General features: G+C 55.0%; 15 protein-coding genes. 6 read left to right on the top strand and 9 right to left on the bottom strand.

Translation table 11 applies throughout. The features are described 5' to 3' along the window. The first annotated feature begins 19 nt into the window (after positions 1-19). Together VNX88_00120 and VNX88_00125 are read left to right on the top strand one after the other, a co-directional pair. Positions 20-781: a peptidylprolyl isomerase gene (locus VNX88_00120; GenBank protein ID HWY67030.1), complete on the top strand. Its 762-nt coding sequence runs from the start codon at positions 20-22 to the stop codon at positions 779-781. Positions 782-797: 16 nt separating this feature from the next. Further along, positions 798-1,298, top strand: coding sequence for a DinB family protein (locus VNX88_00125; protein HWY67031.1), 501 nt, complete (start codon positions 798-800; stop codon positions 1,296-1,298). Between the two features lie 15 nt (positions 1,299-1,313). Here the strand turns inward: VNX88_00125 and VNX88_00130 are convergent, their stop codons facing one another. Then, positions 1,314-2,273 (bottom strand): small ribosomal subunit Rsm22 family protein, encoded by a 960-nt coding sequence (locus VNX88_00130; protein HWY67032.1) that lies wholly within the window; start codon positions 2,271-2,273, stop codon positions 1,314-1,316. 84 nt (positions 2,274-2,357) lie between these two features. Between VNX88_00130 and VNX88_00135 the strand changes: the two genes are divergently transcribed. Next, positions 2,358-2,888, top strand: coding sequence for a peptidylprolyl isomerase (locus VNX88_00135; GenBank protein ID HWY67033.1), 531 nt, complete (start codon positions 2,358-2,360; stop codon positions 2,886-2,888). 41 nt (positions 2,889-2,929) lie between these two features. Here VNX88_00135 and mdh read toward each other — a convergent pair whose 3' ends face one another. The 8 genes from mdh to deoC form a co-directional block, all read right to left on the bottom strand. After that, positions 2,930-3,856 carry a malate dehydrogenase gene (gene mdh, locus VNX88_00140; GenBank protein ID HWY67034.1) on the bottom strand — a complete coding sequence of 309 codons (927 nt, stop codon included), beginning with the start codon at positions 3,854-3,856 and terminating at the stop codon, positions 2,930-2,932. Positions 3,857-4,035: 179 nt separating this feature from the next. Next, positions 4,036-5,475, bottom strand: a complete 1,440-nt coding sequence (locus VNX88_00145; protein HWY67035.1) for an NADP-dependent isocitrate dehydrogenase — start codon at positions 5,473-5,475, stop codon at positions 4,036-4,038. A gap of 402 nt (positions 5,476-5,877) precedes the next feature. Next, positions 5,878-6,948, bottom strand: a complete 1,071-nt coding sequence (locus VNX88_00150) for a PP2C family protein-serine/threonine phosphatase (protein HWY67036.1) — start codon at positions 6,946-6,948, stop codon at positions 5,878-5,880. Positions 6,949-7,138: 190 nt separating this feature from the next. Further along, the gene (locus VNX88_00155) at positions 7,139-7,561 is read right to left on the bottom strand and encodes a hypothetical protein (GenBank protein HWY67037.1); all 423 of its coding nucleotides are present in this window, start codon (positions 7,559-7,561) and stop codon (positions 7,139-7,141) included. A gap of 295 nt (positions 7,562-7,856) precedes the next feature. Continuing rightward, positions 7,857-9,821 (bottom strand): hypothetical protein, encoded by a 1,965-nt coding sequence (locus VNX88_00160; protein ID HWY67038.1) that lies wholly within the window; start codon positions 9,819-9,821, stop codon positions 7,857-7,859. 60 nt (positions 9,822-9,881) lie between these two features. Continuing rightward, positions 9,882-10,313 (bottom strand): MmcQ/YjbR family DNA-binding protein, encoded by a 432-nt coding sequence (locus VNX88_00165; GenBank protein ID HWY67039.1) that lies wholly within the window; start codon positions 10,311-10,313, stop codon positions 9,882-9,884. Next, a complete protein-coding gene (locus VNX88_00170) occupies positions 10,256-12,646 on the bottom strand; it encodes an aldehyde dehydrogenase family protein (protein ID HWY67040.1) in 2,391 nt (796 codons plus the stop codon). The genes VNX88_00165 and VNX88_00170 overlap by 58 nt, the downstream gene beginning before the upstream one ends. A gap of 22 nt (positions 12,647-12,668) precedes the next feature. After that, positions 12,669-13,685, bottom strand: coding sequence for a deoxyribose-phosphate aldolase (gene deoC, locus VNX88_00175; protein ID HWY67041.1), 1,017 nt, complete (start codon positions 13,683-13,685; stop codon positions 12,669-12,671). A gap of 674 nt (positions 13,686-14,359) precedes the next feature. On the opposite strand from deoC, the gene VNX88_00180 reads away from it, so the two are divergent. The 3 genes from VNX88_00180 (at position 14,360) to VNX88_00190 (ending at position 15,822) form a co-directional block, all read left to right on the top strand. Further along, entirely contained in the window at positions 14,360-14,638 is a 279-nt protein-coding gene (locus VNX88_00180; GenBank protein HWY67042.1) for a hypothetical protein, read from the top strand. Continuing rightward, on the top strand, positions 14,639-14,848 hold the full coding sequence (locus VNX88_00185) for a hypothetical protein (protein HWY67043.1): 210 nt from the start codon (positions 14,639-14,641) through the stop codon (positions 14,846-14,848). It begins immediately after the preceding gene. 206 nt (positions 14,849-15,054) lie between these two features. After that, positions 15,055-15,822, top strand: a complete 768-nt coding sequence (locus tag VNX88_00190) for a hypothetical protein (protein HWY67044.1) — start codon at positions 15,055-15,057, stop codon at positions 15,820-15,822. Positions 15,823-15,854: the final 32 nt, after the last annotated feature.

A 15,854-nucleotide genomic window follows, 5' to 3' on the forward strand; every position in this document is an offset into this window, starting at 1 on the left:
AGACCTTTTGAGAGAGACAATGAGAACTTTTCTTAGCGTTCTTGTTTGCATCGCATTCTCCTTTGCGGTCGCCCAAACCAGCACTACCACTCACAAGGCAAGCACCGCGCATCGAACCGCTTCGACAACCCAATCGACAGCTCCACAGGCGACTCCGGCCGAAAATCCTAAAGCGATCTTTCACACCACAGCCGGCGACCTTACTTGTGAGCTATTCCCCAAACAGGCGCCAAAGACCGTCGCGAACTTCATCGGACTTGCCAACGGAACCAAAGAATGGACGAATCCTGATACACGCAAGCTGCAGAAGGGTGTCCCGCTCTATAACGGAACGATCTTTCATCGCGTAATTCCGAACTTCATGATTCAAGGCGGCGATCCGTTGGCCAACGGCCAGGGTGGACCGGGCTATAGCTTCGAAGACGAATTCTCACCGGATCTCAAGTTCGACGTTCCAGGACGACTGGCCATGGCGAACTCTGGACCGGCAACGAACGGCTCGCAGTTCTTCATCACTGAAGTGCCCACGCCTCACCTCGATGGAAGGCACACAATCTTTGGCCAGTGCACTCCCGAGAGCGTGGAACTCGTCAAACACATTGCTCGCAAAGCTGCTGATCCCCGCGATAACCGGCCCTATGATCCGGTGAAGATTAACAACATCGAGTTCACCGGACTACCGAAGCCAGCAGCAGCTGCAAAGAAACCAACAACTGGGAAAAAGAGCACCGCAACCAGCAAAACTCCTGCTCCCAAACAGCCAGCACCGAAGCAGCGATAACGAAAGTGGTGAGTCTATGACCATTGCTCAGCAACTACTTCCGGAATTCGATCAGGAAATGGGCACCACGCGCCGTACGTTGGAACGGGTGCCCAACGAAAAGTGGGACTGGCGTCCGCATCCCAAATCGAGCACCATGGGATGGCTTGCCGGACATCTCGCCAATATCCCAACCTGGACGAACCATGGCATCGATCTCGACAAACTTGACATAGCGCCCGAAGGAAAACCTTTGCGCGGCTCACCGATTGCCACACGCGAGAAAGCGCTGGAAGCCTTTGATCGCAACGTGAAAGCCGCGCGGGCTGCCATTGCAGCCGCAAGCGACGAACATCTCAGTGCGGGATGGAGTTTGATTTCGAATGGTCGTCCGATCTTCACGCTCCCGCGCGCAGCTGTGCTTCGAAGCTTCGTGATGAGTCATATGATCCATCATCGCGCACAGCTCGGAGTGTACCTGCGCTTGAATGACATTCCTGTTCCGGCAACCTATGGGCCGTCGGCCGACGAAAGCTAAGTTAACGGTACGCAATTAGAGCGCGTCGCCCCATCCGGCTTTCCTAGCATCCTTGTACTTTGCGCCTTGCTTCTTCGAAACGGTTTCCCGTTTCAGGCCCTCGACGGTGCACAGTTCCAGTTCCACATGGCCAGAGTGCTTGCGCGGGTGACGCAGTATTCGAGCGGATGGAAGTGAGATCGGCTCCCTGGCTACAGCGACGTAGGAATACTTCTCATCTTCATAACCGAGCGTCGCTAACTTCGCATGCCGATGCTCGGAGCTTCGTTCGAGCCGCTCCGCGAAGCGGCACCAGTTTCCATCTCTCATCGGACACTCATTTCCATGCGGACAAGGCGCAACAACATGGGCGCCAGCTGCAATCAGTTCTTGACGAGCTTCACGGATACGCTCGAATCCCGCCGGAGTACCAGGCTCAATGATGAGAAATAACTTGCCAGCCCGCTGCCAACCGGCACGCGCAAGGGCAGGCACATCGTTCGAAGGAAGCTCATTGAGGACGTACGAGATCGTCACCAGATCGAAAGCGTTTGAGGAAAGCGACTGCATAACACTTCCCTGTCGCCACTCTGCGCTTCGAATCGACTCCAGCTTTGAATTCTTGGAGAGCTGCTTCCCTATTGCGATCCACTCAGTCATGTCCTCGACCAGAACGATTCGAGAGAGCTCCATGAAAAGCTCAGCAGCAGCCCACATTGCTGTTCCAGGTCCGGCGCCCAAATCGAGCATGCTTTCGATCCGCAATCCGGGGATTCTTCGGCGCACTTCCCGCAACACGCACGCGACCACCGCGTAAGTTGCGGGCAAGCGGCTAATCAAATAGGCCGCTTGATGCAGCCTGTCGAGCTGTGGCCTGCCCTTGCGCGCGCCCCGATATCCGGCGGTAAGTTCCGCGGAGGCACGTGCTAATTCGGCTGGTGCAATGCCCCGCGTGAGCTCATCGATTCCTTGCGTCAATTCCGGCGGGAGTTGCATTGAAGTTTGTGAGTTGAATGGGTAGAAATCGCTTTCGATGTTTTAGACTACTCGTTTGCACTTCTCACAGCAGAAAGGACATGCATGGCCCGTCAATCTGGAACTTACGCCACCTTTGATACCACGGTGGGGAAGATCGTCTGCCGGCTCTTCGAAAAAGAGGCGCCGAACACGGTTAAGAATTTCACTGATTTAGCGCAGGGAAAGCGCGACTGGAGCGACAACATCAGCGGCAAGAAGGGTCCTGGCCCGCTGTATAACGGAACCATTTTTCACCGCGTGATTCCCGACTTCATGGTCCAGGGCGGTGACCCAAGCGGAACGGGCATGGGTGGACCAGGCTACAAATTTGCCGACGAAACCAAAGGCTCTCCCCACAAGTTCGACAAGCCGGGCAAGCTCGCTATGGCTAACTCTGGTCCCAATACAAATGGCAGTCAGTTTTTCATCACGGTTGCCGCCACACCGTGGCTCACAGGCAATCACACGATCTTCGGTGAGGTAGTGGAAGGTCAGGATATTGTTGACGCAATCACGAAGGTCAAGCGCAACTCGCAAGACAAGCCTGCTCAGGATGTGAAAATCAACGGCGTCAAAATCGAAGCCGTCGCTTAGTGCCTTCATGGTAGAGACGCAGCATGCTGCGTCTCTTCAGCTTACGCTCCGATTACCTTTACTAATTCCTGTACTGCATCGGCGCTCTTCTTCAGGGCGGCTTGCTCTTCGTCCGTGAGCTTGATTTCGATAATCTTCTCGAGGCCGCGGGCGCCTAGCTTGCACGGGACCCCAACAAACAGGCCTTTGATTCCATACTCACCCTGCAAATAGGCTGCGCAGGGCAAGATCTTCTTCTTGTCTTTGAGAATGGCCTCGGCCATCTCCGTGGCTGCCGCCGACGGCGCATAGTAAGCACTGCCGGTCTTCAAATACTTCACGATCTCAGCACCGCCGTCGCGCGTGCGCTGAACGACGCGATCCAGAGTCGCCTTATCCATCAGTTCTGTAATAGGAATACCGGCTACGGTCGAGTAACGCGGAAGTGGAACCATGGTGTCGCCGTGTCCGCCGAGGACGAATGCGGTTACGTTCTCCACGCTAACCTTCAGCTCTTCGGCGATGAAGGTTCGGAAACGCGCGGAATCTAACACGCCGGCCATGCCGATGACGCGCTCTCGGTTGAACTTGCTGATACGGAATGCGGCCTGCGCCATTGCATCGAGTGGATTCGAAACTACGATCAGAATAGCGTTCGGCGAATTCGCAACGACCTTGCCGACTACATCCTGCATGATCTTGTAATTGGTATTGAGCAGGTCGTCGCGGCTCATGCCCGGCTTGCGCGGGATACCGGCGGTGATGATCACAATGTCGGAGTTGGCGGTATCGGCGTAATCATTCGTGCCAAGCACGTGAGAATCACGCTTCTCAATCGGCATCGCTTCCAGCAAGTCAAGGGCTTTACCTTGAGGAACACCTTCAATGATGTCGATCAATACGACATCAGCCAGTTCTTTTGAGGCGATCCAGTGTGCGGCGGTAGCTCCCACATTGCCGGCGCCGACAATCGAAACTTTCTTGCGCATTCTTTCAAAGCTCCTATCGATTTTTTAGGAAAAGCAAGAGCGAACACGGAGGACACGAAGGTCACGGAAGGAGGTTTGTTGCGTCGTTGCAAAGGATAGGTAACTAGATACCTAAGAATGCCGAGAACTTCTGGCGTTGCCTCCCTCGTTGTCCTCGTGCCCTCCGTGTTCAAATATCTTTAGGCCAAAGCTACTTCACGCCTCGTACCGACCAGTGCGTCCATGTTGCCGATCATGTGGCTGGCGAACTCGCTAGTCTTGACCTTGGTAGCGCCTTCCATCTGACGTTCGAAGTCGTAGGTCACTTTCTTCTGCCGAATAGTAGTTTCGAGAGCATCTTCGATTAGACGCGCCGCCTCGCGCCAGCCGATCAGCTCGAACATCATGACACCCGACAGAATCACTGAACCAGGATTGATCACGTCGAGATCGGCGTATTTCGGCGCCGTGCCGTGCGTAGCTTCAAAGACCGCGTACCCGTCACCGATGTTCCCGCCGGGAGCAATGCCAAGGCCTCCCACCTGCGCTGCGCACGCGTCAGAAATGTAGTCGCCGTTCAGATTGGGAGTGGCGAGAACGCTGTACTCCTGAGGCCGAATGATCACTTGCTGAAAGATCGAATCAGCGATGCGGTCATTAATCATCAGCTTCTTCTTCCACTGACCGTTGCCGTGCGTACGGTAAATCTTATCGAGAACGTCTTTGACCTCGGCGTACACGCCTTTGCGGAACTCTTCGGGAGCGAACTCAAGACCCGGTTCTATCTGCTGCGCATTTTGCTCAACCGTGATCTGCGAGTTTTTATCTTTGTTGTCTACAATCCAGCTCTCTCGTTCGGTGACGATGCGATCGCGAAACTCAGCTTGGGCGACCTCATATCCCCACTCACGGAAGGCACCTTCTGTAAATTTCTGAATGTTTCCTTTGTGCACGAGGGTCACTGACGGGCGGTTGTTTTCGAGAGCAAACTGAATCGCGCGCTTCACCAGTCGCTTCGTGCCAAAGATCGAAATTGGCTTGATGCCAACTCCGGAGTCCTCGCGGACGCGCTTCTTTCCCCCTGCAAGCATCTCCTCATTGAGGAAGCGGATCAGCTTGCGCGCTCCATCGCTTCCTTCTTTCCACTCGATGCCGGCGTACACATCCTCTGTATTCTCGCGGAAGATCACTACGTTCAATTTTTCCGGATGTTTCACCGGCGAGGGTACTCCCGAGTAATGCTTGACGGGACGAACGCAACAATACAGATCGAGTTCCTGCCGCATCGCTACGTTAAGGGAGCGAATGCCTCCGCCGACCGGCGTAGTGAGCGGACCCTTGATCGAGACACGCAAGTCCTTAGCGGCTCGAAGCGAGTCTTCCGGCAGCCAGTTGCGGAACTGAGAAAACGCCTTCTCACCCGCGAAGATCTCATACCAGGCAACACGACGCTTGCCGCCGTATGCTTTCTCCACAGCAGCATCGAAGACGCGCCGCGAGGCCTTCCAGATGTCACGTCCTGTGCCATCACCTTCAATGAAAGGAATGATCGGATTGTCGGGCACTCGATATTGCCCGTTCTCGTAACGGATAGGCGCGCCTTCCGGAGGGAGAGGAACGCCGTTATACACAACTGCCATGAGCGACTGCTCCTATGATGTTATGAATACAACGCCAAGCTCTTAAAACTAACATCCTCAGCTAGATGGCGCAACGGAGCACTGGTACTCTGGAGGACGCGCCGAGCGCATCCTACCGTCTCCGAGTCACTATCCGAGGTTGATCCATGTATGCCTCGAAGTGACTTGGGATGAAACCGCGCGAGAAGCTCATATGGCGCAAGTTGGCAAATTCTTGCGGCTCTAAAGCGCGATCTGAACAACCGTTGAGCGACTATCATGCTATTGGCTCTTCTGTGCTCTGAGCTTTCGCCTAATTGCCCGATCAAATTGTAGATTGGCGTGAGTCCAGAAAGACCGACTATGGACCTCTTCCTACCTCCGAAACGTCACTTCAGCCGGCTCTCGTGGGCCGGCTGCTTTTTACCCGGTATAACGCACGAGTAGCATCGTTTGGTCATCCTCCTGACGGCCGAACTCTAACGAGCGCTTACGTATCTTCTCGAAGATCTCCGGCAAAGGACAATCAACTGCTTCCTCAAACGCTCGCTTGATCGGCTCCAGACCCAATTCGGCACCGCGTCCATCAAATACTTCTGTAAAGCCGTCAGTAAGTAACAGCAGAATGTCACCTGGATCACATTGCAGAGTTTCGGCCGTGAACCGTTGTTCCGAGAGGATTCCCAAAGGGAGATTCTGTGCCTGGTATTCAACGATGGCGCGTTGCGCCCGACTGTAGCGCATCAGCGGGGGATGACCCGCGAGAGAGTAGTTCACGCGGTTGCCATTTGCGAATTGCAAGACTCCTGCGGTCACAAACATGTTGGGCATCTTCAGGGGATAAAGCGTCCGATGCACCTCATTGAGTAACTCTCCGGGCGAGCCTCCGTTTGTTAGCCGACTGCGAATGGAGGTCTTGAACATGGCCATCAGCACACCTGACGACACTCCGTGTCCTGAGATATCTGCGATGTAGCTGATCCAACCCTGCGGGTATTCGGCAATGTCCACGAGATCACCGCCTACTTCTCCGCTTGCGAACGAAGCGCCGAACACCTCGAATCCTTTAACACTTCGCTCGAACGTCGGAACCAGGGATCGATGAATTTCGCGCGCCAATTCGATCTCGGTTTGAATTCGAAAGTAACGATTCCCTTCTCGGCGCATGAATCTTACAAAGAGGATGTAAGCGGTAACCATCGTGATGATCGCCCAGAATCCCAGGACAGAGTTCTGCTTCTGAAGAGTGTCTCTGTCCCGGATGATTTGCAGATGAAAAGAAGCATAAAAAGCCCAGAAAGCAAATGCATGGATGAGCGCCCAAACAGGCAACCATCGAAACTTTCGCAGGATAGAAAGCAACGCATATCCGATCGCAAACACTCCGTAGATGCAAATCACCGCGACAGTGGAGATAATGCTTACTTTGGCGCCGGTGATCAGGAGTTGCACGAAGCCCATGCTGGCAAACAGCGTAAAGACTCCCGACAACATTGCGATGCGCGAACTTATCGGAATCGACTTCCAGAATTGAGCGCGCGTTTGTACGTGCGAGTTCGGTTTTGTGGTGCTAATTTGCGTTTCTCCTTGATTGGGAGTACGCAATGTTAAGGTGCCGGTTCGATTTGGACAATAAGAAAAGGGCACAGAGTATGTGCCCTTCTTGGTTTCGTTGAATTGATCGCTAGCGCAGCGCTGCAAGAACGATCACATCTTCGGAAGTCGGAACGCTCTTCGCCATCTCGGCTTCGCGACGGGTGATCTTGAACTCACGACCGGCTCTCTCGCCCTGAAGCCAGATCTGCGAGAGGAAGTACTGGTCTCCATACTTGTGGAATACAAGGCGGCTGTTCGCCGAAGGATTCAGAGCTTCTGCATTGTTAGCCGAAGCCAGCATTTGATTTGTCTTTCCGCCGCGAATCGCCAACACACTGCTCGCGCCGGTTGAGATCGACTGAATACTGTACTCACCAGCAGGCAGAGTTGACTTTCCAACCATGAAGTCAAAAGGAACATTCGCCTTCACGTTCACGCTTTGTGCGTTTGCGCATGCCGCCACGAGCAACAGGCCAAGAACGCCAACCAGACTTACGATTTGCCGTTTCATATTGCCTCCGTTTCGTGTGAGGCGGTGGAAGCAATGCGCTATTTGCCGTATCGCCTTCACTGCTCCTGCTCTTCGCTTCCGTCTCTACACTTCTCGCCGAGAGTAAGTGCAAGCTGCATGCCAAAGCTGTTTGAGATTCCTGATTGTCACGCGAGACCGACGCAAATCGATGAGCAGATTGGACATTGCGTTCGCTTATGCTGAAACTGTGAAGTCTGAGTTGCCACAAATGTTTTTGCGGCGCGAACCGAACGGTTAATTCGATCCAGGAATTTGAACCGATGGGTTGAGATCGTCAGCCGCTCATCAGAAAGAGGAGCGGATGATCTGGTTTCGGATGCGCCTGCCAAAACTTGACCAGTACGGAATAGACCACCAAGCCGATCTCACCTTCCCCCAACAGAACAAAGGCAAGCGATTGTTTCATCAAATTCCGCTGAGTGAGGCCAACCACAACGCTGATTGGATTCAGCATGTCCGCAAGAAAGGCGATGCTGTTGGCAATGGCCGTCGCTCCACGCGCCTCGATTACATAATCATCACCTTCGCGCGTCACTTTGACGCGCAGAGACGAATAGAATTCGCTGCGATTGTCCATCAGGCGCACAAACAGGAAAGCGGTGTGACCATGGAGCTTCAGGTGGCTCTGCACCTTGCGTTTGAGATCCGCCCGATAGTGAGAGTCATCAGCATGATGCGGAATTAAGTTCACCTTCTTGTCGCGAATCGAATTCCACAAGCGCTCAGATTCGTCGTCCATAAACTCAAATTGCGCAACGCGCATTTCCGTGGCGCGTAAATATCTGCTCACGCCGCTGAGGGTGAGAAGCAGCAGGATGAAGCAGCTTGCAATGATCACTCCGTCGGGACGTTCAATGACATTTGCGACCAGCGTATAGGCAAAGACCAGAGTGACAATCCAGTAGTAGAGAGCCTTCACATATGAAGCCGGATGCTCCCTTGAACTCTCTCTCCAAAGAGCGAGCGCGACCGCCACGGCGGCAGAGAACATCAGGACCAATACACCGGTAGCGTAGGCACTTCCCTGTTTATCCACGTCAGCCTGGAAAATCACGGTGACGATCACATCGATCGCGAGCAACAGCAGCACCAAGGGACGTCGATAGGCTACCCAGGGAGGCGCCATGCCGAATCGTGGCAAATAGCGTGGGATCAGGTTTAGGAGTCCGGTCATCGCAGAAGCTCCAGCGAGCCAGAGCACAAGAATCGTCGAGAGATCGTAAAGGCTACCGAAGCGATTTCCGATGAGCTCGTGCGCCAGGTAAGCAATGGCTCGTCCATTCGCAGGACCATCTGCTTGGTAAGCACTCTCTGGGATCAACAAGACCGAGACGAAGCTAGAGAGTAGCAACAGCACGCTCATGATCGCCGCCGCAGTGACCAGCAGCTTGCGTGTGTTGCGAATGCGTCCAGCCGGCACCGCGTCCTGGCCTGTCTTATCTTCTTTGCCGCCATCGACCAGCGGCATAACCGAAACTCCGGTCTCGAATCCACTCAGCCCCAATGCCAGTTTGGGAAACACGATGGCTGAAGCCACAAAGAGGGCAGTCCAATCCCCGTGTGCGTGCAGAACCCTCGTCCAGTTCGACAGCAGCTCTGGACGTCGATACACAACAGTGGCGGCGTAGAGCAGCACATAGATATTCAGCAGGATGTACGGAATCGTGGTGGCCGCAACCACGACAATGGCCTCTCGAAATCCGGCGATAAAAACGATAGCCAATAACGCGAGCAGGATAACCGTCACACTGAGCGTGTGCTCGCTGATGAACGGATGCAGATATGGATTTTGCGTTGCGTGCCGGGCGGCGTCCGCTGCCGAGAGCGTCATGGTGATCACGAAGTCGGTTGCGGCGAATCCGAGCAAGATGAGAACAAAGATTTTGCTCTTCCAACCAGAAAACAGGTTTTCTAGCAGCGCGATCGAGCCTTGACCTGCATACGATCGCGCAGCAACCTCCGAGTAGATGGGAACCGCACCAAAGATCGTAACCAGAACGAGAATGCCGGTGGCGGGAAACGAAAGCGCGCCAGCGGCTAGCAGCGCGATTCCAGGTTGATAACCGATCGTCGAGAAGTAATCGACACCCGTGAGCCACAAGACCATGTACCAGGGATGCGTATGATCGGGAGGTTCGGCAACATCTAGCGGGCTCCCGCTGAACAGGAAGCGATACAGCGCGTTGTAGCGCCGCGGTTTAACTTCAGTCTGCGGAATCGTCGTGGCTGGCAAGTTCAAAAAGATGACACCGTAAGCTCCGGGGATACCACAGACTGATGCGGCTCAATGAACTGCGCTTCACCTCGCGCCTGTGACCATGCTCACTTTAGCTCTCTTTGGCGCGATCATATGCCAAGCCTCGCGAATGTGCGCCGCGAGATCTTCATCGCTAATGCGATCGAGTTCGATGCCGACCCAGCCGCGAACGCCGACATAAGGAGGCTTGAAGTAAGTTTTCGGGTCTTCTTTGATCAACGACGCCTGAAGCTCAGCCTGCGTAGCTATCCAAACGGCAACATGACCATCGTTGTGATGATTGTCCGCGAACATAACGAAGACTTTCTTGTGTACGAAGAATGTTGGCTCACCGTGCGAGAGCTTTTCCATAGTGTCGGGCAGAGCAGAGCAGATTCTCCGCACACGCCGCAGATGCTCGCGATCTGAATCGCGCTTTATTCCCCGTACGGTACCCAGATGTTTTTCACTTGAACTGCGTGTTGCAGGAACCATCGGCCCTCCGCCTGATCGGCATTGAACCAATCGATGACCCGGCCCTCGTTGCTAAACACTTGCTTCAAATTTCCGACCGACAGCAACTTTACCTGCGCTGCGCTTGCCGCGTCGGTAAATGACCAGATGGCATCGACATCGTCGTGTTCGGCAAGTACCTTGGTCAACTCCGCAGCGCGTCCGGTCACGATGTTCACCACGCCACCGGGCAGATCGCTGGTATCAAAGAGCTGATACAGATCGCTGGTGATCAGCGGATAGCGCTCGGATGGAATTGCCACAACGGTATTGCCCATTGCGATTGCGGGAAGTACGAGCGACAGGAATCCCAATAGTGGAAGATCCACAGGCGTGACAATGCCAATCGTCCCGACCGGCTCGTTCATGGCGATGGAGACGTTGCGGAACGGGGGGTTGTGCACGGCGCCATCGAACTTGTCGGCCCATGCGGCGTAGGAAAACACGCGTTCAATGCTGTGAGGGACTTCGCGTGTGGCCTGCTTCTCGCCCATTACTCGCGCCAACCGCGCGCTTATCTCAGCAGCCCGCTGCGAGAGGTTCTCGCCAACGTAATACAGCACTTGCGCGCGATTGTGAGCCGTCGCCTTCGCCCAGCCTTCAGCCTTACGTGCGGCCTCAACGGCATTGCGAATGTCTTTTCGGTTCCCCAGTGGGGCCTCGCCGAGCAGAGCTCCATCGCTCCCATGAATCGGATAGCTGTATCCCGAATCGGGACGCGCCTGTTTGCCGCCGATATAGAGTTTCACCGTGCGGTCGATGGCAGGGCCGTCCGACCTGTCATCTTCCTCTTCGGTTGCTTCGACGGCTGGAGGTGACGATTTTGGAAGCGCGGCGGCCTGCTTGAACCAGAGCGGCTCCAAATATTCGAGGAGCCCTTCCCTTCCCCCCTCGCGACCGTAGCCACTTTCGCGATATCCACCGAAGCCGCAGGCTGCGTCGAAGAGATTCGTGCTGTTCACCCACACCACACCGGCTTTAATCTGCGAGGCAACATGCAGGGCGACGTTAATGTTCTCGCTCCACACGCTCGCGGCAAGGCCGTAGGTCGTGTTGTTCGCGAGCTCTATGGCTTCACGCAACGTACGGAAGGTCATCGCGGCAAGCACGGGACCGAAGATCTCTTCCTGTGCGACCGTCGAACTTGGATGGACGTTCGTGAGCAGCGTGGGCGGATAATACAGACCTTTCACGGGCAATTCTGTGCCCGGCTGATTGCAGATTGCGCCCTCGGCCACGCCCTGATCGACCAGCTTGCGAATACGTTCGAGCTGCACCGGAGCGACGATGGCTCCAATGTCGATGGCTTTATCGAGTGGCGAGCCCACGCGCAGCGTCTCCATGCGTGCGCGAATCTTTGTGACAAGTTCTTCTGCGATGCTCTCCTGCATCAGCAAACGCGATCCGGCACAGCAGACCTGTCCCTGGTTGAACCAAATGCCATCGACAAGCCCTTCGACCGCACTGTCGAGATCGGCGTCGTCGAAGATAATGAACGGCGATTTTCCACCAAGTTCGAGCGACAACTTCTTATGACTTTGCGCAGTCGCCTTGCGAATAGCGCGCCCGACTTCCGTTGATCCCGTAAATGCAATCTTGTCGACGTCGGGGTGCTTGACCAGCGCTTCGCCCGTGCGTCCATCGCCGGTCACAATATTGACGACACCTTTGGGCAGTCCGATCTCTTGACAGATTTCGGCAAAAGCCAGCGCAGTGATGGGCGTAAACTCCGCGGGCTTCAAGACGACCGTATTTCCGGTCGCAAGCGCCGGGGCAATTTTCCACGCGAGCATCAGAAGCGGAAAGTTCCACGGAATCACCTGCCCCACAACTCCGCAAGCAACGTATCCCGGAAACTCCTGATACAGGAGCTGCGCCCAGCCGGCATGATGGTAGAAGTGCCGTGCAACCAGTGGAATATCGATATCTCGGCTTTCGCGAATCGGTTTGCCGTTGTCGAGGGTTTCCAGCACTGCCAGCCGACGCGAGTGCTTTTGCACTTGTCGCGCCAAGGCGTACAAATATCGTGCCCGCCCGTGTGGCGCGAGCGAGTTCCATTGCGGGAAGGCCGCGCGAGCCGCCTTGACGGCAGCTTCTATGTCGGCTGCGCTTCCCTGCGCAACGCTGGCGAGCTTGTCTCCAGTCGACGGATCCGTGGTGTCGAAGTACTCACTCCCGATCGGTTGCTGCCACGCCCCGTTGATGAAGTGCCCGAACTTGCGCTTGTGATGATCAAGCCAGGCGAGGGACTCTTTCGCGTCCTCCAGCGCCGGACCGTATTCCATCGAGGCGAACTTTTCGGCAATTTTGCTCATCGACTCAATCTTCCGTCCATTCTCACGCGATTGGATGTCTGTAATCCGCCGAGTAACGACCGGTTGCGTAGTACTCGAGCTGCCTTTCAATGTCTGCAAGCATTCCGCTGGCGCCAAAGCGGAAGAGGTTCGCGTTGAGCCAGGGTTCGCCGAGTTCATCCTTAATCAGGGCGAGCCAATCGAGCGATTGCTTGGCCGTACGAATCCCGCCTGCAGGTTTGAATCCAACGATCATTCCAGTGCGCGCGGCGTATTCGCGGATTGCCCGGACCATCACAAGTCCCACTGGTAAGGTTGCGTTTACCGTTTCCTTGCCAGTAGAGGTCTTGATGAAGTCAGCGCCAGCCATCATTGCCACCATGCTTGCGCGGGCAACGTTGCGTAGCGTGACCAAGTCCCCGGTGCCGAGAATTGCCTTCATGTGCGCCTTGCCGCAGGCTTCCTTGAAAGTTGCGACCTCATCGTACAGAGCCTGCCAGCTTCCACTGAAAACGTGTGCGCGAGTAATGACGATGTCGATCTCGTGCGCTCCGGCTTCCACGGAGCGACGAATTTCGCCCACGCGTTCTGCGAGCGGCGATAGGCCCGCGGGAAATCCGGTAGACACCGCCGCCACGTTGATCCCACTGCCCTTCAGTGCGCGGACCGCGGTCTCTACAAAGCTGTGATACACGCATACGGCGGCAACTTTGAGCTGGAAATCGTCGAGTCCCAACTGCTTCATGATCGATTGCTGCACCGGCTGCTTTGCCTTTGCGCAAAGGCGAAGAACACGCTGATGGGAGTCGTCGCCGGAGAGTGTGGTCAGATCCATACAGCTGATGGCCCGCAACAGCCACGCCACCTGCCACTCTTTTTTCACTGTGCGCCGCGCGACCAGCGTCTGTGCCCGGCGCTCCACCGCGCTGGTGTTCACGCGAATATCTTCCACCCAATCCAGGTTGAGAGGTACGCCGCGGTTGGGTTGCAGCTCGCCTTTCTGGGTCGGCGTCGCGTGCGCCTCGGCTATGCGGCGTTCAAGGTCGGTTTTCACCGCCATAAGTGTTCTCCATTAAACGGACATCCAGGATTCATAAGGAAGTTTCAGGTGGGACTCGTATTAGACAATGATACGCCTCGCATTCCTGGAGTGATTTTGGACTCCCGAAAACTGGAGCCGAGTCCGAAAATGCCACCCCGCCCCCTCCCCTACTTCTTTTTGTGCAAAATCCCTCAAACAAACGACTTGGATTGAAAATGCAACGATTTTTCCCAATTTGAACCGCAAGATCTTGTGTTTTAAGGATGGTTGATCCGGCACATCTTGCGGATTGCTTCTTCCATTTTTAGTAAGTGAGCGATTGCGCTTGCCGGAGGAAGCCGGAACTGACTTGCTCAAGTCAGGTCTCTCCCAGTTTGGAACTGGCACTCGCTCCATGTTCTCTTGTTATGACATCGAGCAAATGGAAGTCAATAGCGCGTTTGGGCTGCATCCGTTGCTCGCTGGTGGCTAGCACGATGAAGGAAAGACGGGATTTAAGGCACGGTGCCATCGGAGTAGTTCGGCGCGCCTCAGCAACTGCTTTGTTTTCAACCAGCGTTAGAACTACGGATTTCTATCCGTTGCTCTCACAAATCTGTGGAAATTTCCATAAGATTGGCGCGTATAGGCTCTCGATGTCGGTAGACACGCATTTGATGCCAGTTGGTGCTAAGTGGTGTATATTGGTTACCATGCCAGCTACAAAGCAACAACGGGGACAAGATAAGAACACAGTCCGCCGAAGCGTATCTATCCGGTCGGAAGTTGATACGAAGATCAAAACTCTGGCGCATCAGCAGAACCGAAGCGCTAATCAAGTGATCGAGAGTCTGATCGAAACCGGGCTCGAAGCCAAGGAGTCTGAGAAACGGCGTTTCTTCGAGCTCGCTGAAAAATTTCGCACTGCCAGCGTTCCGGAAGAAGTTAAGGCGGCCAAAGACGAACTCGCTCGTATGATCTTCGGAAAGTAGATGCCGAAGATCCAATGGGACGCCCTTCCGGCCGCGATTCGTGATCATCTCCTCGATCGAGCCCGCGAACGTGAGGTTTCGTTCGACGATCTCTACAAGCTGAAGCTCTGGCGGGAGAGCAACCCCGATGCTCCCATGGTCCCTGGTACAAGGACTTTGGCTCTTTCAAGCTGTGCGGCGAGGGCAAATACCCGAAGACTTTTCTTCTGAGTGAACAAAGCGCAAAAGGCCAAAAGATAGAGTGATTCTCTGCCCTGCTCGCCTTCTCTACGGGGACGAGTCCAACGGCATTCGTGACCACGCTCCTGCATCGTTGTTGTAAACTTTTCCGTTTCACAATGTTCACCTACCATTGGCTTTCCGCCGGAAGGTCCGGCGAGTACTCAGTAAAAGCGATTCCTTTAAGGAGCGATTCGATGCGTAGACTCCTGAGCCTTGCGCTCGGAATGATTTGCAGCACTGCCATCATCTCGGCACAGACAGCCGATGAGCTGGTCGCCAAGAATCTTGACGCAAAAGGCGGCGTCGAAAAGATAAAGTCGATTAAGTCGTACAGGTTCTCAGGCAAGTTCCAGCAGGGTAGCTTCACTGCGCAGGTCGCGCAGGAAGCGAAGGCGCCCAACAACATCCGGGAGATGTTTACCCTGCAGGGCATGACACAGATTCAGGCTTACGACGGCAAGACCGGCTGGCAGATCTCGCCTTTTCAGGGCCGACGCGACCCTGAGATGCTCGGCGAGGATGATCTGCGCGACGTCGTTGAGGACGCCGACTTCTACGGTCCGTTGGTGGATTACAAAGAAAAGGGCAACACCGTCGAGTATCTCGGCCACGACAGTGTGGACGGTGACGATGTCTATCGCCTGAAAGTCACGCTCAAGAACGGCGACATCGTCTACTACTACCTCGATCCCGATACCTACATTGAGATTCGGACTGAGCGCCAGCAGTTCATCCGCGGCGCGGTCAAGGAGAACCAGACTGACCTTGGCTCCTACAAGCAAGTAAACGGTGTCTTCTTTCCATTCTCGATCGCCAGTGGTCCGAAGAATCGTCCCGACCAAAAGGGCACGGTGACGATTGAAAAGATGGAAGCCAACGTCGATATTCCGGATACGGGATTCAAGATGCCAACAGCTCCTGCGGCTCCGGCTGCTAAGCCTGCGGGCAAGCCGGGCGTGTAATAGAGAGTTCTAGTGGTACTCACTTCCCAATT

It is taken from the genome of Terriglobales bacterium (genome assembly GCA_035567895.1).
Classification (GTDB): domain Bacteria; phylum Acidobacteriota; class Terriglobia; order Terriglobales; family Acidobacteriaceae; genus Gp1-AA112.

Coding starts and splice junctions, on each gene's coding strand:
- VNX88_00120 (HWY67030.1), top strand. CDS start 20: ATGAGAACTTTTCTTAGCGTTCTTGTTTGCATCGCATTCTCCTTTGCG.
- VNX88_00125 (HWY67031.1), top strand. CDS start 798: ATGACCATTGCTCAGCAACTACTTCCGGAATTCGATCAGGAAATGGGC.
- VNX88_00130 (HWY67032.1), bottom strand. CDS start 2,273: ATGCAACTCCCGCCGGAATTGACGCAAGGAATCGATGAGCTCACGCGG.
- VNX88_00135 (HWY67033.1), top strand. CDS start 2,358: ATGGCCCGTCAATCTGGAACTTACGCCACCTTTGATACCACGGTGGGG.
- mdh (HWY67034.1), bottom strand. CDS start 3,856: ATGCGCAAGAAAGTTTCGATTGTCGGCGCCGGCAATGTGGGAGCTACC.
- VNX88_00145 (HWY67035.1), bottom strand. CDS start 5,475: ATGGCAGTTGTGTATAACGGCGTTCCTCTCCCTCCGGAAGGCGCGCCT.
- VNX88_00150 (HWY67036.1), bottom strand. CDS start 6,948: ATGTTGTCGGGAGTCTTTACGCTGTTTGCCAGCATGGGCTTCGTGCAA.
- VNX88_00155 (HWY67037.1), bottom strand. CDS start 7,561: ATGAAACGGCAAATCGTAAGTCTGGTTGGCGTTCTTGGCCTGTTGCTC.
- VNX88_00165 (HWY67039.1), bottom strand. CDS start 10,313: ATGGTTCCTGCAACACGCAGTTCAAGTGAAAAACATCTGGGTACCGTA.
- VNX88_00170 (HWY67040.1), bottom strand. CDS start 12,646: ATGAGCAAAATTGCCGAAAAGTTCGCCTCGATGGAATACGGTCCGGCG.
- deoC (HWY67041.1), bottom strand. CDS start 13,685: ATGGCGGTGAAAACCGACCTTGAACGCCGCATAGCCGAGGCGCACGCG.
- VNX88_00180 (HWY67042.1), top strand. CDS start 14,360: ATGCCAGCTACAAAGCAACAACGGGGACAAGATAAGAACACAGTCCGC.
- VNX88_00185 (HWY67043.1), top strand. CDS start 14,639: ATGCCGAAGATCCAATGGGACGCCCTTCCGGCCGCGATTCGTGATCAT.
- VNX88_00190 (HWY67044.1), top strand. CDS start 15,055: ATGCGTAGACTCCTGAGCCTTGCGCTCGGAATGATTTGCAGCACTGCC.